We start from the raw sequence: 20,182 nt of genomic DNA, 5'->3' as shown, positions 1-20,182 counted from the left end.
TTGAGTTCCTGGCGCAGGCGCAGCACCTCGTTGCGCAGGGCCTCGAAGTCCTTGGCCGACTGGGCCATGGCGGGCAGGGAGGTGACGGCAGCGGCCAGCATGGCCAGGGTCAAAGCGGTTCTTTTCATGGGGATACCTTTTGGGGTGAAAGGACCAAACGAAGATCGGAGAGACGGTGAAAACGGGGGCGGAGCCGCAGATCAGGCCGACACCTGGCCCAGGAAGGCGCGGATGCGCGGGTTGTCCTGGCGGTCGAAGAAGTCTTCAGGCGGGCGGTCCTGCACGATCTCGCCCTGGTTCAGGAAGAGCACGCGGTCGGAAACCTCTTTGGCAAAGCCCATCTCGTGCGTGACGATGATCATGGTCATGCCCGAGCGTGCGAGCTGCTTCATGACGTCCAGCACTTCCTTGACCATTTCCGGGTCCAGGGCCGAGGTGGGTTCGTCGAACAGCATGACCTTGGGCTCCATGGCCAGGGCCCGGGCGATGGCCACACGCTGCTGCTGTCCGCCCGACAGGGCAAACGGGTGCTTGTGCGCGTGCGCCTCCATGCCCACCTTGCGCAGCAGTTCCATCGCCTTGGCTTCGGCCTCGGCCTTGGGGGTGCCACGCACGCGGCGCGGGGCCCGTGTCACGTTGTCCAGCACCGTGAGGTGCGGGAAGAGGTTGAACTGCTGGAAGACCATGCCGACCTCACGGCGCAGCGCGGCCAGCGCACGGGCGTCGTCGCCCACCTCGATGCCATCGACCAGGATGGTGCCGCTGTCGTGCGTCTCCAGCCGGTTGAGCATGCGCAGCAGCGTGCTCTTGCCCGAGCCCGAGGAGCCCAGGATCACGGTGACCTTGCCCGCATCGAAATGCGTGCACACGTCGCGCAGCACATGGTGGTTGCCGAAGGTCTTGTTGACCTTGTCGACGGTGATGAAAGCCTGGCTCATGGTCGGCGTCCTTCCACGTCATAGCGGCGTTCCACCGCGTCGGAGATCTGCGTGAGCACCGTCGTCAGCAACAGGTAGACCAGGGCCGTGGTGATCAGCGTGGGCATGGGCTGGAAGGTGGCGGCCTGGATGCGGTTGCCGACATTGGTCAGCTCCACCACGCCGATGGTGTAGGCCAGCGACGAGTCCTTCAGCAGCGACACAACGTTGTTGACCACCGAGGGCAGCGCAATCTTCATTGCCTGGGGGAAGACGATGTCGATGAAGGTGCCCCAGTTGGACATGCCCAGGGATTTGGCCGCCTCCGTCTGGCCCTTGGGCACCGCCTGAAGGCCGGAGCGGATGGCTTCGGCGTTGTAGGCGCCCACGTTGAAAGCCAGCGCGATGCAGGCCGAGGCGAAGTCGCTCAGCTTCAGCGATGGGATCAGCGAGGGCAGGGCGAAGTAGACGAACAGCACCTGAACCAGCAGCGGCGTGCCGCGCACCACCCAGATGTAGAAGCTGGCCAGCCAGCGCAGCGGGGCCACGCGCGAGAGCTTGCCCAGCGCCGCCATCAGGCCGATGACGATGCCGACCAGGCCCGAGACCACGGTGAGCTCGACGGTCACCCGCGTGCCTTCGGCAAAGTCCTGTGCGGCCGGGCCGATGGGTTCAGGCGCCCAGGAGAGGGGAATGGCCATCAGCCAGAGAATCAGGACAAGCACGCCGCTGGCCACCACCATGGTGGCGTTGCTGCGCGCCTGCCTGCTCCAGCTGGCAGGCCAGCTTGGCAGGGAGAGGCTCATGAGGGGGCTCCGGCCTTACTTGCAGCGCACGTCTTCGCCGAAGTACTTCTTCGACAAGGCGGCGTAGCTGCCATCGGCCATGACCTCGGCGAGGGCCTTGTTGTAGCCTGCGGCCAGTGAGGCATTGCCCTTGGCCACGGCTGCGGCGATGCGCTCGATGAAGACCATGTCACCCACCTTCATGCCCGCATTGGGCGCGCCGGCCAGGGCCTGCTTGACCACGAAACGGTCGCTCACCCAGGCGTCGACACGGCCGTTCAGCAGGGCCGAGCGTGCATCGGTGTCCTTGGGGAAGTTCTTCACTTCCTTGATGCCGGGCAGCTTCTTCACGCTCTCCAGGTAGGTGGTGCCCGTCTGCACGGCCACGACCTTGCCGGCCAGGTCGGCACCCGTCTTGATGCCGGCTTCCATGGCCACCACCTGGCCACCCGAGCAGTAATGCGGGTTGGTGAAGGTCACGGCCTTGGCGCGCTCGTCGGTGATGCCGTGCGAGGCGATCACCAGATCCCAGCGGTCCTGGCGCAGACCGGCCAGCAGGGCGTCAAAGCCCAGCGCCTTCCACTCGATCGTCAGGCCCATCTTCTTGGCCACCAGCTCGGCCAGCTCCACCTCGAAGCCACTCAGCTTCGTGCCCTGGAAGTAGTTGAAGGGCGGGAACTGCCCCTCCGTCGCGAAGATGACCTTGCCATCCTTCTGGATGTCTTCCAGGCTGCGGGCCTGCGTGCCGATGGCAGCAGACAGGGTTGCAGCGATCAGCACACCGTAGCGGAGCCACTTGCCGGGTTTGTTCATTGTCGATTCCTTGTGGGGTGAAGAAGAGTCGTCAAAAAATGGTCCAAATGCCAGCGAAAGCCAGTCTTGATGCTGGCGAGATCAATCAACAAAACCCGGAGGCGGCGGCGCCAGGTTCAGCCTGGTCTGCCCGCCGCACGCCGGTGACACCGTGGCGCGCCGCTACGCGCCTCAGATGCGGGGGGATCGCCTCATCAGCGTGCTCTTGCCGAAGAGGCTCTCGATCAGGTCGACCGCCAGCGAGGCGGTCTGGTTGCGCACGTCCAGCGCGGGGTTCAGCTCGACCACGTCGAGTGAGGCCAGCCGTCCGGTGTCGGCGATCATCTCCATGCACAGCTGTGCTTCTCTGTAATTGGGCCCCCCTCGAACCGTCGTGCCCACACCCGGGGCGATGTCGGGGTCGAGGAAGTCGACATCCAGGCTCACATGGAGATGGGTGTCGGCATCCAGATCAAGCAAAGCCTGTTCCATGGTGTGACGCATGCCCAGTTCGTCGATGTAACGCATGTCGAACACCTCGATGCCCATGTCGTGCACGAAGCGCTTCTCGCCTTCGTCGACCGACCGGATGCCGATCTGCCGGATGTCGTGGGGCGACATGGCTGGCACGTGGCCGCCGATGTGGGTGAGCTCGGCCGGGCCGTGTCCGCACAGACAGGCCACCGGCATGCCGTGGATGTTGCCGCTGGGCGTGAGCGTGGCCGTGTTGAAGTCGGCATGGGCATCGAGCCAGAGCACGCGCAGCTTGCGGCCCGTGGCCCGGCAGTGGCGTGCCACGGCGCTGATTGAGCCAATGCCCAGGCAGTGGTCGCCACCCAGCACGATGGGGAGGCGATCGGCCTGCAGTTCGGCGAACATGGCTTCGTGCAGCAGTTCGTTCCAGCGCACGACTTCGGGCAGGTGCCGGAAGCCATCGACCGCGGGCAGCCAGGGGTTGGCGGGGCCATTGAGGTCGCCACAGTCCTTCACATCGAGGCCAAAGCGCGCAATGGCCTCGCCAATGCCCGCCACGCGCAGGGCGCTGGGCCCCATGCGGGCGCCAATGCTGCCGGCGCCCACGTCGGTGGGCACCCCGATCAGGCTGACCCCCTGGATGCGTTGGGTGTCGATCATGCGCTCAGCACCTCGGTGCCTGGCTGGCGGGTGGTGACAAGGGCGGCTTCGGCTGGGAGCGCTGCGGGTCGGATCATCGAATACAGGTTCTTCGGGTTGTCCAGTTCAGGGATGAGGTCCAGCGTCTGGGTCATGCCCTGGGCGATCGCCGCATCGCGCATGAAGCGCAGCGCGGAGAAATCTTCCAACGCAAAGCCCACGGAGTCAAACAGGGAAACCTCGTCGGCATGGCGTCGGCCTGTTGCGTCGCCGCAAAGAACGCGCCAGAGTTCGGTCACGGCGAAATCGGCGGGCATCTGCTGCAGGTCGCCCTCGATGCGCGTTTGCGGCTCGTACTCCACGAACACGCGTGCGGCGTGCAGCACGTCGGCCGAGAGCTCGGTCTTGCCCGGGCAGTCGCCGCCCACGGCATTGAGGTGCATGCCGGGCTCGAGCATGTCGGCCGTGAGGATGACGGCATTGGTCTTGTCGGCCGTCACGGTGGTGACGATGTCGGCGCCGCGTACGGCTTCCCGGATGCTTTGGTACGCCGCGGTACGGATTCCCGTGCCGGCGAGGTTGGCCATGAGCTTGGCCGTGGCCGTGGGATCGACGTCGAACAGGCGCAGTTCGGCGATGCCCAGCAGGTGGTGGAAGGCCAGGGCCTGGAATTCGCTCTGCGCGCCGTTGCCAATCAGGGCCATGACGCGGCTGTCTGGGCGGGCGAGCGCACGGGCCGCCACGGCCGACATGGCCGCGGTGCGCAGGGCCGTGGTCAGCGTGAGCTCGCTCACCAGTTCTGGCACGCCGGTGTCGACGTCGGCCAGCACGCCGAAGGCCATGACCGTGGGCAGGCCCTGACGCGTGTTCTTGGGGTGACCGTTGACGTACTTGAAGGTGTAGGTGCGGTCATCGGCGATCGGCATCAGCTCGATCACGCCATCGCGCGAGTGGTTGGCCACGCGGGCGGACTTGTCGAAGTCGGCCCAGCGTTTGAAGTCGGCTTCGATGTAGTCGGCGATGCCGCGCAGGGTCTGCGCCACACCGAGGCGCTGGACGATGTCGGCGGCATCCTGGGCGCTGAGGTAGCGCGTGACGATCTGAGGGCGGCTCATGGGGGTGTCTCCTTGCATGGGAAGGAGTGTGTCCAAAGCCGCCGTCAATGAAAATCGCAAAGGGTGCTGTGTTTTGCTCAATAATTTGCCAAAACGTCAGCCTTTGATGCCGTTTCGGCAAGGAGAAGGCCCAAGTTCCATGGACACCGTCGACCAACAGATCCTTTCCCTGCTGCGCCAGGACGCCCGCATGAACGTGGCCACGCTGGCCACCCGCTTGGGCGTGTCACGCGGCACCATCACCAACCGCATCCGCAAGCTGGAGGACACGGGCGTGATCGTGGGCTACACCGTGCGCCTGAGGCCCGATTCCCGGCCGAACGAGATCACGGCCTGGATGAGCATCGCGGTGGAGGGCAATGAGGCCCGGACGGTGATCGCCACCTTGCTGGGTGAGCCGGGCGTGGCCACCCTGGCCGACACCAATGGCCGCTGGGACCTGCTGGCCGAATTGCGCGCCGAAAACCTGGCAGCGCTCTCCAAGATCCTGGAGCGGGTGCGGCTGATCAAGGGCATCAGCAACACCGAAACCAGCATCCACCTCGAGACCTACCGCCTAGGGTGAATGCCTTGGGTGAACGCGGGGGGCTGCGCATCACTGCAGCGTGCCGGTGTACTCGCTGGGGGCGCTGGCGTGCCGGGTGGTCGTGGCCTCGGCTGGCGTGACCTGGCCATCGGTCAGTGCGGCCACGGAAAGCGTGCGGCCGCGGTCTTCGTCGCCCACGGCCATGGCTTGGCGGTAGGCGGCTTTGGCCTCGCTCGCTCCCGTGGCGGGCTGCTGCTCTGCGGCCTTGCTGGGTGCTGTCACGCTGGCGGCCTGCGGAGCCGCGTTGTCACGCGTGCGGCTCAGGTTGCTCGGTTCAAACTGGCGGCTGAAATCCAGTTCACCGGCGGCGCGTGCGCGGAGGAATTCGGCCGTGACCTGTTCACGGGTGACGGTGCTGGCGCCAGTGGTGGTGCGGGCATCGATGCCTGATTCGGCGGCCTGGGCCGAGATGGCAAAGACGGCGGTGGCAGCGAGGAGGGCGATGGCAAGGCGGGGGGCGGTCATGGTGGGTCCTTGTGCGGTTCGGTTTGGAAGGGCGCTGTGCAAAGCGCATGACCCAATGTAAAGAGCCGGGCAGGGTCGTCCAAGCTGCCGCGGCGCAAGGCACCATTGCCAATTTGGCAACAATCTTTCGCCATGGACCGACTCCACAGCATGCAGGTCTTCTGCAAGGTCATCGAGTGCCGCGGCTTTGCGGCGGCCGCGCGGGCGCTCGACCTCTCTCCCTCGGTGGTCACGCGCCTGGTGGCCGACCTCGAGTCCCACCTGGGCGTGCGCCTGCTCAACCGCACCACGCGCAAGCTGGTGCTGACCGAGGCGGGTGAGGCCTACCAGCGGCAGGTCGTGCGCATCCTGGCCGATCTGGGCGAGGCCGAAACCCTGGTGCGCTCCAACAGCGGCGGGCTGCATGGGGCCATCAAGGTCCTCGCGCCCCCGGCCTTTGCAGCGAGCCAATTGGCCCCTCGTCTGGGCCTGTTTCGAGCCCGTTGCCCGCACCTGAGTGTGGAGCTGGTGGCGCCCGGGCTCATCGATTCGATCGACGAGCGCTTCGACGTCAGCCTCATCACGCGCCAGGATGGCGCGCCTGACGGGCAGTTCGTTGCGCGCCAACTCCTGCGCTCGCGCGTGATCCTGTGCGCCTCACCGGCCTACCTCAAGCGACATGGGCGGCCCAAAAAGCCGGCGGACCTGGCTCTCCATGAACTGATCGGGCCGGCCGGTGCGCGCGACATGACGCTGTACCCCGATGACCCGGAGGACCCCGCTCACGAGCAGGCCGCCGCGAGCTTGCAGACCTCGCCAGGCCCCTTGCAGACCTCGCACCTCGACACCGCCTTGTCGGCGGCGCGCAGTGGCCTGGGCATCGCCGGCCTCCCCAGCTATGCGGCCCACGACGAGCTGGCCACAGGGCGTCTTCAGCGCGTGCTGACAGGCTGGCATCTCTTGGTGGTCAACCTGTACGTGGCCTACCCCTCTCGCAAGCACGTGCCGGCGCGCACCCGCGCCTTCATCGATTTCCTCTTCGAGCAGTTCGATGCCCAGGCGCCCGATCCCTGGCTGCCCGCGCAGCCTGGGCACGCGTTCTGAAGCGTGCTCAGTCGCCAGCGCCCATCCAGCTCAAGAGCAAGGCGCGGTCTTCGTCGTCCACGGCCATGCCTTCACGGCGGCAGGCGGCCAGGGCCACCCCGCAGGCCAGCACGACCAGGCTGTCGACGCTGCTGTCTGCCTGCGCGGGGTCGAAGCCCGAGAAGAGCAGGGCGCGCAGCAGGGTGTTGATGTCGGCGCGGGCCACGGCCACGTGCTGGTCGACGCAGAGGTCGCGCACACGCTTGGTGGCAGCGGCCAGCGCAAACGGTCCCTCTCGCAGGGTCTGGGCCAGGGCCTGCAGCACGGCGCGGTACTGGGCGCTGTCCAGCTCGGGGAAGCTGGCCACCTGCAGCATGGGCGCGACCTTGGGCCAGCGGGCATCCTGTTCGCCTTGCGGGCCGCGGGCCTGGGTGTTGTCCTGGATGAAATCCAGCGAGTGCCTGGCCGGGTCGAAGGCGTAGCCGCCCAGCTGGGCCCAGGAGATCTGCACGCCTTGCGGGTGCACGGCCTCCAGAAGGCGCTTGAAGGTGCCGCAGCCAGCCCAGTCGACCTCGATGCCGGGGCAGCGCTGGCGCACGGTGTGGGCCAGGCGCGCCACCGCGATCGGGCGGGCCGATGCCGCCACCTCTTCCGACAGCACTCGCTCCACCTGCTGCTTGAATTCGGCCTGCGAGGGGGCGGGGGCCAACTGGAAGATCCCAGCCGGTGGTGCCGCCGTGAGGGCGCCAGCACTCTGGGTGGCGGGGTTGTGGGGCGTGGGCGCCACGGCCTTGTCGGGCGCATTGGGCACGCGTTCGACGCCGTGTGAAGCGGGGCGCTCACCCTGAGCCGATGGGCTGCGTTCTGGCAGACGGTCGGCTGTGGCGCGCTCGGTGCCGATGCGTCGCGGGTCCAGCAGGCAGTTGGCTTCCCGATCGATGCGCAGAGGGCTCAGCGGCAGGTCGCGCAGCAGGGCGGAGAAGGTGCCGCGACCCGCCCAGTTGCTGGCCGTCAGCCCCGGCACCTGCTGGGCCAGGATGCGGGTCAGCGTGGGCAGGGGCACCGGCTCGCTGGCCTTGTCCACCACGCTCCAGGTCACGGCCTCGGCCTGTGCGAGCAGGCCATCGAAGTCGGTGGTCTTTTCGGCCAGAGGTTCTTCATCGGTGAAGCCCAGGGCCTCGCTGATGAAGGCCTCGGGGTTGATGATCAGATCGGCCGAGGCATCGTAGGAGGCCGAGGTGGCGCCCGCCGCGAACATGGTGGTGCGGCGGTCGTCGCGGCGCAGCTTGCGCAGCACGGGCGTGAAGTCGGCATCGGCCGAGAACACGATGAACTCGTCGTAGCGCGTGGGGCTGAGCAGCACGTCCACGATGTCGAGCACCATGTGGATGTCGGTGCTGGTCTTGCCGGCCGTGGTCATGGGCGGGCAGTCGACGATCTCGAAGCCCGCGCGGCTGAAACCGAAGCGAAAGCGCTGGTACATCACCGGGTTGAGGTAGCAGCGGCGGACGAGGATCCGGCGCTTGCCGCCCTCGTCGGCGTCTGCGGGCAGGGGCAACTGGCCGGTGAGCCAGTTCATCCATCTCAGCGGGTCGCTGGCGAAGGCCTCGGCGTAGGCCAGGTCCAGGCGGCGCAGGCCCGAGTAGACATTGTCAAAATCAACGAACAGGGCGGATTTCATGCGGGTGATGGTGTCCTTTGGCCTGACTGTATGCCACGCCCGGCATCGAGGCCTCATGTGGTGGCCTGCCGCAACCCTGCGGTGCGAGGCAGGGTGGGGCGGCCGCATGAAAAAAGCCGCCTTGCACGGTGTGCACAAGGCGGCTTTTTTGTTTGGCTCCTCGACCTGGGCTCGAACCAGGGACCTACGGATTAACAGTCCGGCGCTCTACCGACTGAGCTATCGAGGAATATGTCGGCTGGGTTTTGCAACCCTGGCACCGCGCTTTCACGCCATGCCACTTGAATTGTTGGCTCCTCGACCTGGGCTCGAACCAGGGACCTACGGATTAACAGTCCGGCGCTCTACCGACTGAGCTATCGAGGAACATTCGGTGTGTCTCTTCAAACAGTTTGCTATAAAGCGTTGCTGCCTGTCGAGACCAAGACTATAACATCATTTCCTGATGGTTCGCAAATGCCGCGTGCGCTGACCAGGCTGTGTGGGCCATGCAACAGCGCCCGTGTGCGCCAGCCTCAGAAGCTCCAGATGGCCGAGGCCGTGACCGTGCGGCCGGCCAGGGGGATCAGGTAGATGTGGTCGAACTGGTTGGGCGATTCGCGCCAGGCCTTGGTGTCCAGCAGGTTGGTGATGCCCAGACGCCAGGTGACGGCGTTGGCGCCCAGGCGCTGGGCCAGGCTCAGGCCAGCGTCCAGGCGCGTCCACGCGGGGATGCGCACGCCGTTGGCGACATCGGCCGTGCGAGGGCCTTCGTGCACCACATCGCCCAGCAGGCTCAGGCCAGGGAGGGCTGCGACGCGGTAGCTGTTGCCCAGCTTGACGCTGTAGTCGGGCACGTTGGCCGGCGCCTTGCCGTTGACCGCGCTGTTGGCGCTGTGGCGGCGTTCGGCGTCCAGCACCATGGCCGAGGCGTTCAGGCCCCAGGCGCCAATGCGGGTGGCCAGTTGGGCTTCCAGGCCCTGGTGGCGGGAGTCGCCGTCACGCTGGTAGGTCTTGCTGTCGTCGTCATGGGTGATGCTGGCGGCTTCGGGGCGCACGACATGGAACCAGTTGACCGACCAGTCCGTTTGCGCCAGTTGCCCCTTCACCCCCACTTCCCATTGGCGGCTTTTGGCAGCGGGCAGGATTTCGCCGTTGTTGGTGTAAGTGGTGTAGGGCCCGCTGAAACGTGCCGGCAGCACCTCCACGCCTTCCCCCCAGCTGGCGTAGACCTGCTGGCGAGGCGCCCACTCGTAGCCCACCGCGACCCAGGGCGTCGTGAACGACTGCCTGGAGCGCGCGGCCGGCTGGGATCCGTCCGACAGGGACTGGGTGCGGCTCAGCTGTGTGTGGCGCAGGCCCAGCCAGGCGCGCCATGCCTCGCTCAGGCGCAGGCTGTCTCGCAGGTAGAGCTCGGTGTTGCGCGATTGCTTGTCGTTCTGGGCGCTGGTGGGGGCCAGGTTGGTCGCCGGGTTGTCCACGTCGCTGTAGACGCTGCCCGCTCCCACGTAATCGTAGTTGGATGTGGGCACGTCGACGCGGCTCAGGCTGCGGGTGAGTCCGGTGGTGAGCTCATGCCGGATGCCGGCCGTGCGAACCTCGCCCGACACGTTCACGTCCAGGGCACGGGTCACGCGCACTTCGCCCAGGCTGCGGTAGTCGTAGAGGTCGAAGCTGCCATCCGCACAGTAGCGGTCGGCAAGGTAGCCGTCGCCATTGCTGCAGCCGTACGGGAACGCGGCGCTGTCATCGCTGCGCAGGCGCTGCTCACCGTAACTGCCCACGGCTTTCCAGCCGCCACCGAGTTCCTGCGTGAGGCGCAGGCTGCCGGTCGTGCCTTGCAGCACCACGGGGGCCGCCCAGCTTTGCTTGTTCAGGTTGCGGTTGAGGTCGATGCTGCTGGCCAGGGGCAGGGTGCTGCCCAGCATGCTGAAGCCAGGCACCGAAGGTTGGCTGCGGCGGCTGTACTCGATCTCGAACTCAAGCAGGGTGCCTTGCTGCACGCGCCAGTCGGTCGCCAGGGCCAGGAGTTGGCGGTTGCCTTTGGTGTTGTCGATGGCCGTGTTCAGGCGCTCGTTGGCCGCGTTGATGCGCAACCCATGGGCCTGGGTGGCGCCAAAGCGCTCGCTGAGGTCGACCGCGGTGAGCACGTCGCCATGCTGGTCCACGCTGAGTTCGGCCGTGCGCAGGGTGCCGGTCGGACGCTTGACGAGGTAGTTGATCAGGCCGCCCGGGCTGCTGGTGCCCGCCTGGATGCCGCTGGTGCCCTTGAGCACCTCCACACCCGCCTTGTTGTCGAGGGGGATGCTGGTCTCGTTGTTGATCGGCAGGCCTTCGCGGCGCAGGTTGTAGGCGCTGTCGAGGGTGAAGCCGCGCACGGCCATCACATCCCAATAGCCTGCGGCGTTGTAGGCATCGCTGATGCTGGCGTCGAGCTTGGTGATGTCGGCCAGCACCTTGACCTGGGCGTCTTTCAGGGCCTCGCTGCTGAAGCGTTTGGCCTGCAAGGGGGCCTGCCATGCGGGTTCCTGCCCGAATCCACCGATGCTGGCGCGGGCCTCGCGCTCCTTGGGCGCGTTCACGGTGACGTCCGGCAGACTGGCCTCGGTGCTGGACTGGGCCTGGGCGACCGAAGCCATCAGGCAGAGGGCGGCAAAGCCCAGAGGGCTGAGACGAGACAGGTGGGCGGGTAGGCTGCGCATGGTACGGCTGTGTGCTCGGTGCTGCGGTCGGGCGCGCACAGGCAAGCCGTGGTGTGGGCGAACGCCGCCAGAGAGGCGGTCAGGGCCAGGCACCGCGCTTCCCTACGCGAGCATGACCTCGTTCAGGTTCAAAGGGACTCTCTCAGTGAACAGGACCATGTACGGCCTGCCCACACCCCCAGCGGAAACCTTATTTTACGTTGTGTGACGCGGTTTCACACGCGGGGCGTTCGACACCCGCGCCGGAGCCGGGGTCAGAGCAGGCCCAGGCGTTCGTGCAGAAGGGGGCTCGTCGTCGTGTAGAGCAGGTGTTGGGGCGCGTCGGGCCGCAGCGCAGCGGCGGCGGCATGGGCGGCCAGCGTTGCTTCGTGAAAGCCGCAGAGCAGCAGGCGTTTTTTGCCTGGGTAGGTGTTGATGTCGCCCACCGCATAGACCTGCGGCAGTGAACTCTCGAAGGTTGAGGGGGACACGGCCACTTGCTTGCGCTCCAGCGCCATGCCCCATTGCGTCAGGGCGCCCAATTTGGGGCTCATGCCCTGGCGGATCAGCAGGTGGTCCAGGGGCTGCGTGCGCGTCTGGCCATCGGCACCCAGCAGGTCGAGCGCGGACAGCGTGCCCTGCGGGGAAATCTGGCTGGCGCTGGGCATGCCCACGATGAGGTCCACCTGGCCCTGGGCGATCAGTGTCCTGACGGCGGCGTCCAGTGCGGGGTCGGCCTGGAACTGGTCGCGCCGGTGCAGCAGGCTCAGTCTTGCAGGGCGATGGCTGGCGTTCGTCCCCGCGATGTCGATCACCGCCTGCAGGGCCTCGTCACCCCCACCCGAGACGATCAGGTGCCGACCGACCCAGCCTGGTGGGGTGCCATCTGGCAGGTGGTGGTGCACGTTGGGTGCCGCGTCCAGCCCCGGCAGGGCCAGGGTCTTGGGCACGAAAGCGCCTGCACCCGCCGCGATGAACAGGGCCCTGGCGCGCCGCACAAGCCCTTGAGCCGTGGCGACGCGGTAGCCGCCCTCCGGCAAGGCGCTGACCTCGCTCACCAGGTGGCCGAGGTGCAGGTTGCAGGGCCGCCCCGTGTCGGCGTCAGGCGGCAAGAAGGGCGCCGCCTGGGCCAGCAGCTGGCGTGTCAGTTCGCGTCCCGTGCACACGGGCACACCGGGCACGTCGTAAATCGGTTTCTCGGGGTAGAGGGCCACACACTGGCCCCCGGCCTCGGGCAACACGTCGATGAGCTCTGCCTTCAGGCCCAGCAGGCCGAGCTGGAAGACCTGAAACAGGCCGACCGGTCCGGCTCCGATGACGATGGCATCGGTGCAGGGGCTCATCGCGTGGCGCTCACGGGCAGACGCTGGTTCAGCGAACCAGCTGGTCGAGCTTGCCGACCTTGTCTTTCCACTCGTCGGCGTCAGGCAGCGGATCCTTGCGCTTGGTGATGCTGGGCCACAGCTTCGACAGCTCGGCGTTCAGTTCGATGTAGTTCTGCTGGTTGCCGGGCACATCTTCTTCGGGGACGATGGCGTTGGCAGGGCATTCGGGGATGCAGACGGCACAGTCGATGCACTCATCCGGGTCGATGACCAGGAAGTTCGGGCCTTCGCGGAAGCAGTCCACAGGGCACACGTCCACACAGTCCGTGTATTTGCAGCGGATGCAGGCTTCGGTGACGACGTGGGTCATGTCTGTTCTCTTGAATCAGTTAAGGGGATTGGGGCGCGATTTTAGCGGCTGAAGCCGCCATCAATCGGCCGAGGAGGGAGAGCCTTCGCCGCACAAGGGCATGTGCGTCAAAGGTTGCACGGGGATGTCGGTTGCGCCGGCACCCACGATCACGAGCGTGGGTCGCCCCGCGTGGACCACGCTGGCATCGTCCAGGCTGCCCACGGTGTGCAGAGTGTGGCGCATGTCGGGCCAGCCTGCTCGCGAGACCACGCTCACTTCGGTGTCAGCCGGCCAGCCCGCGTCAAGCAGGCCCTGGCTCAGGGGGGCCAGCTGGCGACCGGCCATGTAGAAGACCTCGGTGTCGGCGCGCTGGCCTGGGCCCATGCCGCACTGCAGGTCGCCGGTGCGGGTCATGGCGGTGGTGAAGCTCACGCTGCGACCGGTGCCGCGCCGGGTCAGGGGGCGCTGGGTGGCGGCCGCGGCTGCGAGGGCCGAGGTCACGCCCGGGATCACCTCGGAGGCGATGCCGGCTTCCCTCAGGGCGTGCAGTTCTTCTTCCAGTCGGCCGAAGAGGCTGGGGTCTCCGCCCTTCAGTCGAGCAACGATGGCCCCATCGCCATGGGCCATGCCCACGGCCTGGGCGCGCTCGACCAGCAACTGGTTGATGCGCGTCTGGCCGTTGAAATCGCTGCCCGGCTTGCCCGAAAACCCACGCTTGCCCACGTCCACCCATTCAGCGGTGGGCGCAAGGTCGCGCAGGCCAGGGTCGGCCAGGGCGTCGAACAGCACGACCTTGGCCTGAGCCAGGGTGCGTGCGCCACGCACGGTGATCAGGTCGGCCTCACCAGGGCCCGCCCCGATGAAGACAACGCGGGCCGATACCGGCTGAGTGAGGACTGCTGCCATGCCGTGCGGGTGGACCTGGGATCAGGCCTTGACCAGCAGCGCGCCGCTGGTGCGGTTGGTGGTGGGGTCCACCACGATCAGGGCCCCGCTGATGCGGTTGTCCAGATAGGCTTCCACAGGCAAGGGTTGCTGGGTCTGGATCTGCACGCGGCCGATCTCGTTCACAGCCAGTTCAGATGCTTCCTGGTCCACCAGGGTGTGGATGTCCAGGCGGCTGTCGATGGCCGTGATGCGGGCCTGCACCCAGCGGTTGCCGTGGCGCACCCAGTACTTGCGGCCCAGCACAGCGGGCTCGGTGTCCAGCCAGGCCAGTGTGCCGGTGAAGGTGTCGGTCGGCTTCATGCTGCCGGGCGTGGCGATCCAGTCGCCGCGCGAGATGTCCACCTGGCGGTCCAGCACGATGCCGGCCGATTGGCCTGCTTCACAGCTGTCGACCACTTCAGCGGCATGGCGCACTTCGGCCACGATGGCGGTCTCGCCGGAGGGGAAGATCTGCACTTCGTCGCCAGCCTTGACGGCGCCGTGGGCGATGCGGCCCCAGAACGCGCGGTACTGGTGGCCGGTGCCCGAGGCGGTGGCTTCGCCTTCGCCCACGCTGTCGCGGGTCACGTACTGCACGGGGTGCAGCAGGGCGCCGTCGTGGCGCTCGTCGGTCACGGGCAGATCTTCCAGCACCTGCAGCAGGGTGGGGCCTTGGTACCAAGGCCAGTTGGCGCTCGGTGTGGTCACGTTGTCGCCGCGCAGGGCCGACACCGGGATCACGCCCTTGTTGACGATGCCAGCCTGTTCGGCAAAGGCTTCCAGCGAGGCCTTGACGTTGTTGAAGGCCGTTTCGGTGTCTTCTTCAATGGCGTCCAGCTTGTTGATGGCGAACACGATCGATGGCACACGCAGCAGTTGGGCCAACAAGCTGTGACGGCGCGTTTGTGCCAACAGAGGCACAGGCGAGGCCTTCCAGTCGATCTTGGTGATGTCGACCAGCACGACAGCGGCATCAGAGCCGGCAGCAGCCGTCACCATGTTGCGGGTGTACTGCTCGTGGCCAGGCGCGTCGGCGATGATGAACTTGCGCGTCTTGGTGGCGAAGTAGCGGTAGGCCACGTCGATGGTGATGCCTTGCTCGCGTTCGGCTTCGAGGCCGTCGGTCAGCAGCGAGAGGTCGATGGGCGCACCGGCGGCGCGCTTTTCCAGGGCGTCGAGCTGGTCTGCCAGGATGGCGCGGCTGTCGAACAGCAGGCGGCCGATCAGGGTGCTCTTGCCGTCGTCGACGCTGCCCGCGGTCAGGAAGCGCAGTGCTTTGTGAGCCAGCTCGTTGGTGGCTTCGTTGTGGGTCACGTTGGTCATCAGAAATAGCCTTCCTTCTTGCGGCGCTCCATCGAGGCCTCGGACGTGCGGTCGTCCATGCGGGTGGCGCCACGCTCGCTCACGGTCACGTGCAGGGTCTCGGCGACGATGTCGGCCGGGCTTTGTGCATCGCTCTCGACGGGGCAGGTGCAGGTCATGTCACCCACGGTGCGGAAGCGAACGTCCACGGTCTCGATGGTTTCACCTTCGAGAGCCGGCGTCACGTCGGTCAGCGGCACCAGCAGGCCCTTGCGGCGAATGACCTGGCGGGCATGCTTGAAGTAGATGTTGGGCAGGGGGATCTTTTCGCGCTCGATGTAGAGCCACACGTCCAGCTCGGTCCAGTTCGAGATCGGGAAGGCGCGGAAGTGCTCGCCCGGCTTGATGCGGGTGTTGAACAGGTTCCACAGCTCAGGGCGCTGTTCCTTGGGCTGCCATTGGCCGAAGCTGTCGCGGTGCGAGAAGATGCGCTCCTTGGCGCGGGCCTTTTCTTCGTCGCGGCGGGCGCCGCCGATCAGGCAGTCAAAGCGACCGTCTTCGATGGCTTCGAGCAGGGTCACGGTCTGGTGGCCGTTGCGCGACTCCAGCGGGTGGGCCAGGCGCACGGTGCCCTTCTTGATGGACTCGTCCATGTGCGCCACGATCAGGCGCTCGCCGATCTCGGCCACGCGCTTTTCGCGGAAGTCGATCACTTCAGGGAAGTTGTGGCCGGTGTCCACATGCAGCAGGGGGAAGGGCAGCTTGCCTTCGAGCTTGCCTGCGGCATTCTTCATCTTGAAGGCCTTCTCGGCCAGGTGCAGCACCACGCAGGAGTCCTTGCCGCTGGAGAACAGCAGGGCAGGGCGCTCGAAACTCGCAGCCACTTCACGCAGGATGAAGATGGCTTCTTCTTCCAGCGCGTCCAGGTGGCGGTGGTCGACATCCGCCAGCAATTGGTTCACATCGGTCATTTTTTTCTCACTCAGAAATCTTGTCAGGCCGGCTCATTTGTGGACGTGCAGGCCGCATTCCTTGGCCTTCTCGTCTTCCCACCACCAGCGGCCAGCGCGGAAGTCCTCGCCCACGGCGATGGCGCGGGTGCAGGGTGCGCAGCCAATGCTGGGCATGAACTGGTCGTGCAGCGGGTTGTAGGGCACATGGTTCACCGAGACGTAGTGCCACACATCGCCCCAGGTCCAGTCGATCATGGGGTTGAACTTGGCGCGGCCCTTGTCGTCCTGTTCGCGTGCGGCCATGTCGCCGCGGTTGTTCGACTGCTCGCGGCGCAGGCCGGTGATCCAGGCGGAGCGCTCGGCCAGCATGCGGCCCAGCGGCTCCAGCTTGCGGATGCCGCAGCAGGCCTTGCGCAGGTCGATGCTCTCGTACATGGCCTTTTCGCCGTTCTTCTGCACGAACTCGATCACGGCCTCTTGCACGGGCTTGTAGACCTCCACATGCACGCCCATGTCGGCGTAGTGCGTCTCGATCGTGCCGATCAGCGAGGCCGTCTCGGGGTTGAGCATGCCGGTTTCCAGCGTGCCAATCGCGATGGGCAAACGGTGACGGGCGATCAGGTCCGTCACGATCATGTCTTCCACGCCCAGGCTGGTGGCCTGCACCACCTTGCCAGGATGCTCGACGGCGGCAGCCTTGAGCAGCGCCAGTGTGGCCTGCACCTTGGCCGCGTAATCGGCGCTGGGGTGGTTGTAGAGCGTGATGGCCGAACCGGCGGGGGCCGGTCCGCCAAACAGGGAGGAAACTTCACTCATGGGGCGCTCCCGGGTCAGGCGGTGCGGGCGAACACCGGCTTGGTCACCTTGACGTCGCCCTGGTAGTGACCTCGGGCAGCAAAGAAGCCCAATGCGCGTTCTGCCGCGGCACGGTCCTGGTCGGCGCGCAGCACCACGGCATCGAAGCCGGTGCGGGACAGCAAGGGCATCATGTCGACGAGCACGTCACCCGATGCGCGGATCTCGCCGGCGAAGCGGTAGCGCGAACGCAGGATGTGGGCTTGCGAATAGGCGCGCCCGTCGGTCCACTTGGGGAAGTTCAGGACCACCAGGGACAACTTGGCCGCGTCGTGTTCCAGCACCTCGATGTCGGCATCGTTGGCCAGGATCACGCCCACGGCCTTGTCGGCGGGCCAGTGCTCGCGCACGGCGTGCCATTGGGCCAGGGTCAGCAGGCTGTTGGACTTGATCGGCGGGTGCGACTGGGGGCCGTCTTCGCCGCCGACGGTGTGCCACTGGTCGTGATGGGTGTCGATGAATTTCATGTCTGTGTTCCTTTCACGCGGGCTCAGGCGGCCTTGGCCGTGGAGCGGCGGGCGGCGTTGGCGGCGGCTTTGAACGGGTCCAGGCCAATGCGCTTGACCGTGTCCACGAACTTCTCGTTCGCCGAGCGCTGACCCTTGTAGGTCTCGATCACAGCCTCGATCACGTCAGAGACCTCGTCGGCCGCGAACGAAGGGCCGATCACCTTGCCGGCGACGCTGGTGGGGGCGTGGTCCGAGCCGTCCGAGCCACCCAGGGTCACCTGGTACCACTCGGTGCCATCCTTGTCCACGCCCAGGATGCCAATGTGGCCGGTGTGGTGGTGGCCGCAGGAGTTGATGCAGCCGGAGATGTGCAGGTCGATCTCGCCGATGTCGTAGAGCTCGTCCAGGTCCTGGTAACGCTCGATCAGGTCGTTGGCGATGGGGATGGAGCGGGCGTTGGCCAGGGCGCAGAAGTCGCCGCCTGGGCAGGCGATCATGTCGCTCAGCAGGCCGATGTTGGCCGATGCCAGCGAGGCGGCCTTGGCGGCTTGCCACAGGGCGAACAGCTGGTCTTCGCGCACGAAGGGCAGCAGCACGTTCTGGTCGTGGGTGACACGCAGTTCACCGCAGCTGAACTGGTCGGCCATGTTGGCGATCTGGTCCATCTGCGAGTCCGTCACGTCGCCGGGCGCCTGGCCCACGCGCTTGACCGAAAGGTGCACGTTCTTGTACCCGGCCACCTTGTGGCCGCGCACATTGCGCTCCAGCCACTTGCCGAACTGGGTCTTGTCGGCTTCCGACGCGTCGGTCGGCAGGCCGTTGCCAGCCGGGGTGAAAGCCTGCACCGAAGCGGGGAAGGTGAAGCCCACGTTCACGCGGTCGAATTCGGCCTGCGGGATGATGTGGGCGGCGCCATCGACGTCACGCTCCAGGATCTGCTTGAACTCGGCGTTGACCTGGTCGAAGAACTTCTGGCCTTCGGCCTTGACCAGGATCTTGATCCGGGCCTTGTACATGTTGTCGCGGCGGCCGTAGCGGTTGTACACGCGCACGATGGCCTCGATGTAGACGAGGATCTGCTGCCAGGGCACAAAGGCGTTGATGACCGAGCCGGTGATCGGGGTGCGGCCCATGCCGCCGCCGACGATGACCTTGAAGCCGATCTCGCCGGCTTCGTTCTTGAGCAGTTGCAGGCCGATGTCGTGCCAGTAGATGGCGGCGCGGTCTTCCTTGGCGCCACTCACGGCGATCTTGAACTTGCGCGGCAGGAAGGCGAACTCGGGGTGCAGGGTCGACCACTGGCGCAGCACTTCGCAGTAGGGGCGGGCGTCGATCAGCTCGTCTTCTGCCACGCCCACCATGGCGTCGGCCGTGATGTTGCGGATGCAGGCGCCAGAGGTCTGGATGCCGTGCATGTTGACCTCGGCCAGCAGGTCCATCACGTCAGCGGCCTTGGGCAGGGGGATCCAGTTGAACTGGACGTTCTGGCGCGTCGTGAAGTGGGCGTAGCCGCGATCGAATTCGCGGGCGATGCGGGCCAGTTGGCGCACCTGGGCCGACGAGAGCTCACCGTAGGGCACGGCCACGCGCAACATGGGCGCATGGCGTTGCACGTACCAGCCGTTCTGCAGGCGCAGGGGGCGGAACTCTTCATCGCCCAGCTTGCCGGCCAGGTTGCGTTCCAGCTGGTCGCGGAACTGGGCCGCACGCTGGCGGACGAAATGCTTGTCGAAGTCGGTGTACTGATACATGGCATCCAACCGGCCGAACCGGGTGTCAATGTGTCAAAAAAGAGCTGGCGTGTGGGCGCGAAGGTGTCGGCCGAGCCGCGGCGGCTCAGGCGGTCATCAAGACTTTTTTGGCCGCCAGAACGAGGCAGACGCACAACGCAAAACGCGTGATTGTCTCAGGCAAATGCTTGGTCAGCTTGGCGCCTACCCAAATCCCGGGGATCGAACCGAGCAGCAATTCAATCAAAAGCAGCCATTCCACGTTGCCCAGCGACGCGTGACCAATGCCAGCGACGATGGTCAGGGGCACCGCATGGGCGATGTCGCTGCCTACCAGGCGCTTCATGTCGAGGCGGGGGTACAGCAGGAGGATCATCGTTGCGCCGAGTGCCCCCGCGCCAATGGAACTCAGGGACACCAGAACCCCCAGGATCGCACCGCACAGAACCGTCAGCGCGGGGCGGCGCTCTCGGGTGATCCATGTTTCCAGCCAGATGCCGACCTTGTGCCAGACAGGGCGGAAGGCCACGGTCACCGCCGTCAACAGCAGAGCGATGCCCAGTGCAAACGCCAAGGTGCTTTCGCCACTCTTCTTGAGCCCTTCCATGTGCATGAACACCATGGTCAGGATGGAGGCCGGGATGCTGCCGTACAGCAACTTCTTCACGATGTGGTAATCGACGTGGTCTTCCCGGTGGTGGGCAACCGAGCCCGACACCTTGGTGAGCCCGGCAAACCACAGGTCCGTGCCGATGGCCACAGCCTTGTCGAGGTGGAACACCGAAATCAGCAAGGGCGTCATCAACGAGCCGCCCCCGACACCCGTGAGCCCCACAATCGTGCCGACGCCCGCGCCAGCGGCAATCGCCGTCCAATCTAACATCATCAAAACGCTTCAGCTTTCTCAGCAAGCCCGGCCGTAAGGCGGGCAGGTTGTCGGAGGCTGAACTGTAAGAAGCATCTATATAAATGAGAAGAACATTTTTGAAACTTTCAAATGCATTTTGGTTATATGCGGGTGTTGCAAGTCCCTTGAGTCGATGGCGATTGCTCATCCTGAGCTCGGTCTGTCTCGCAGTTTTGGGTTGCCAGACCGCGCCCGAGGCGCCTTCT

At 66.2% G+C, this 20,182-nt stretch carries 19 protein-coding genes, 2 tRNA genes and 1 riboswitch; of the genes, 2 read left to right on the top strand and 19 right to left on the bottom strand.

The features are described from left to right. Positions 1-200: 200 nt before the first annotated feature. The 5 genes from QZ994_RS03590 to QZ994_RS03570 form a co-directional block, all read right to left on the bottom strand. Complete coding sequence (locus QZ994_RS03590) at positions 201-938, bottom strand: amino acid ABC transporter ATP-binding protein (RefSeq protein ID WP_290868354.1); 738 nt, start codon at positions 936-938, stop codon at positions 201-203. Beyond that, positions 935-1,723: an amino acid ABC transporter permease gene (locus QZ994_RS03585; RefSeq protein WP_290868351.1), complete on the bottom strand. Its 789-nt coding sequence runs from the start codon at positions 1,721-1,723 to the stop codon at positions 935-937. The genes QZ994_RS03590 and QZ994_RS03585 overlap by 4 nt, the downstream gene beginning before the upstream one ends. Positions 1,724-1,738: 15 nt before the next feature. Further along, the gene (locus QZ994_RS03580; protein ID WP_290868348.1) at positions 1,739-2,515 is read right to left on the bottom strand and encodes an ABC transporter substrate-binding protein; all 777 of its coding nucleotides are present in this window, start codon (positions 2,513-2,515) and stop codon (positions 1,739-1,741) included. Between the two features lie 171 nt (positions 2,516-2,686). Beyond that, on the bottom strand, positions 2,687-3,628 hold the full coding sequence (rocF, locus tag QZ994_RS03575; protein WP_290868345.1) for an arginase: 942 nt from the start codon (positions 3,626-3,628) through the stop codon (positions 2,687-2,689). Next, entirely contained in the window at positions 3,625-4,722 is a 1,098-nt protein-coding gene (locus QZ994_RS03570; RefSeq protein WP_290868342.1) for an ornithine cyclodeaminase, read from the bottom strand. Before QZ994_RS03570 ends, rocF begins: the two co-directional genes overlap by 4 nt. A 139-nt stretch (positions 4,723-4,861) precedes the next feature. Between QZ994_RS03570 and QZ994_RS03565 the strand changes: the two genes are divergently transcribed. Beyond that, positions 4,862-5,287 (top strand): Lrp/AsnC family transcriptional regulator, encoded by a 426-nt coding sequence (locus tag QZ994_RS03565; protein WP_290868339.1) that lies wholly within the window; start codon positions 4,862-4,864, stop codon positions 5,285-5,287. Positions 5,288-5,317: 30 nt separating this feature from the next. On the opposite strand, the gene QZ994_RS03560 is transcribed toward QZ994_RS03565, so the two are convergent. After that, positions 5,318-5,773, bottom strand: coding sequence for a DUF4148 domain-containing protein (locus QZ994_RS03560; RefSeq protein WP_290868336.1), 456 nt, complete (start codon positions 5,771-5,773; stop codon positions 5,318-5,320). A gap of 132 nt (positions 5,774-5,905) precedes the next feature. Here QZ994_RS03560 and QZ994_RS03555 point away from each other — a divergent pair, with 132 nt between their 5' ends. After that, positions 5,906-6,856, top strand: a complete 951-nt coding sequence (locus tag QZ994_RS03555; protein ID WP_290868334.1) for a LysR family transcriptional regulator — start codon at positions 5,906-5,908, stop codon at positions 6,854-6,856. 7 nt (positions 6,857-6,863) lie between these two features. Here QZ994_RS03555 and QZ994_RS03550 read toward each other — a convergent pair whose 3' ends face one another. The 13 genes from QZ994_RS03550 to QZ994_RS03490 form a co-directional block, all read right to left on the bottom strand. Continuing rightward, complete coding sequence (locus tag QZ994_RS03550; RefSeq protein ID WP_290868330.1) at positions 6,864-8,516, bottom strand: NYN domain-containing protein; 1,653 nt, start codon at positions 8,514-8,516, stop codon at positions 6,864-6,866. Positions 8,517-8,669: 153 nt separating this feature from the next. Beyond that, positions 8,670-8,745 (bottom strand) — tRNA-Asn (locus QZ994_RS03545). Positions 8,746-8,806: 61 nt separating this feature from the next. Next, positions 8,807-8,882 (bottom strand) — tRNA-Asn (locus tag QZ994_RS03540). Between the two features lie 149 nt (positions 8,883-9,031). Beyond that, positions 9,032-11,197: a TonB-dependent siderophore receptor gene (locus QZ994_RS03535; protein WP_290868327.1), complete on the bottom strand. Its 2,166-nt coding sequence runs from the start codon at positions 11,195-11,197 to the stop codon at positions 9,032-9,034. 82 nt (positions 11,198-11,279) lie between these two features. Then, a riboswitch (TPP riboswitch) is annotated at positions 11,280-11,387 on the bottom strand. Positions 11,388-11,451: 64 nt separating this feature from the next. Next, on the bottom strand, positions 11,452-12,519 hold the full coding sequence (locus QZ994_RS03530; protein WP_290868324.1) for an NAD(P)/FAD-dependent oxidoreductase: 1,068 nt from the start codon (positions 12,517-12,519) through the stop codon (positions 11,452-11,454). Between the two features lie 28 nt (positions 12,520-12,547). Next, on the bottom strand, positions 12,548-12,871 hold the full coding sequence (gene fdxA / locus QZ994_RS03525) for a ferredoxin FdxA (RefSeq protein WP_290868321.1): 324 nt from the start codon (positions 12,869-12,871) through the stop codon (positions 12,548-12,550). A 60-nt stretch (positions 12,872-12,931) separates the two neighbouring features. Beyond that, positions 12,932-13,759 (bottom strand): uroporphyrinogen-III C-methyltransferase, encoded by an 828-nt coding sequence (gene cobA / locus QZ994_RS03520; RefSeq protein WP_290868318.1) that lies wholly within the window; start codon positions 13,757-13,759, stop codon positions 12,932-12,934. A 21-nt stretch (positions 13,760-13,780) separates the two neighbouring features. Beyond that, the gene (locus QZ994_RS03515; RefSeq protein ID WP_290868275.1) at positions 13,781-15,103 is read right to left on the bottom strand and encodes a GTP-binding protein; all 1,323 of its coding nucleotides are present in this window, start codon (positions 15,101-15,103) and stop codon (positions 13,781-13,783) included. Then, a complete protein-coding gene (gene cysD / locus QZ994_RS03510; protein ID WP_290868272.1) occupies positions 15,103-16,053 on the bottom strand; it encodes a sulfate adenylyltransferase subunit CysD in 951 nt (316 codons plus the stop codon). The genes QZ994_RS03515 and cysD overlap by 1 nt, the downstream gene beginning before the upstream one ends. A gap of 33 nt (positions 16,054-16,086) precedes the next feature. Then, positions 16,087-16,851: a phosphoadenylyl-sulfate reductase gene (locus QZ994_RS03505; RefSeq protein WP_290868270.1), complete on the bottom strand. Its 765-nt coding sequence runs from the start codon at positions 16,849-16,851 to the stop codon at positions 16,087-16,089. 14 nt (positions 16,852-16,865) lie between these two features. Further along, positions 16,866-17,357 (bottom strand): DUF934 domain-containing protein, encoded by a 492-nt coding sequence (locus QZ994_RS03500; protein WP_290868267.1) that lies wholly within the window; start codon positions 17,355-17,357, stop codon positions 16,866-16,868. Positions 17,358-17,380: 23 nt separating this feature from the next. Continuing rightward, on the bottom strand, positions 17,381-19,090 hold the full coding sequence (locus tag QZ994_RS03495; protein ID WP_290868264.1) for a nitrite/sulfite reductase: 1,710 nt from the start codon (positions 19,088-19,090) through the stop codon (positions 17,381-17,383). Positions 19,091-19,175: 85 nt separating this feature from the next. Then, entirely contained in the window at positions 19,176-19,952 is a 777-nt protein-coding gene (locus tag QZ994_RS03490; RefSeq protein ID WP_290868261.1) for a sulfite exporter TauE/SafE family protein, read from the bottom strand. Between the last annotated feature and the right edge of the window lie 230 nt (positions 19,953-20,182).

The sequence above is a fragment of the Aquabacterium sp. genome, from assembly GCF_021768455.1.
Taxonomy (GTDB): Bacteria; Pseudomonadota; Gammaproteobacteria; order Burkholderiales; family Burkholderiaceae_C; genus Aquabacterium.
Note: the sequence above shows the minus strand (reverse complement) of the source record. Positions and strands in the feature narration are given on the sequence as shown.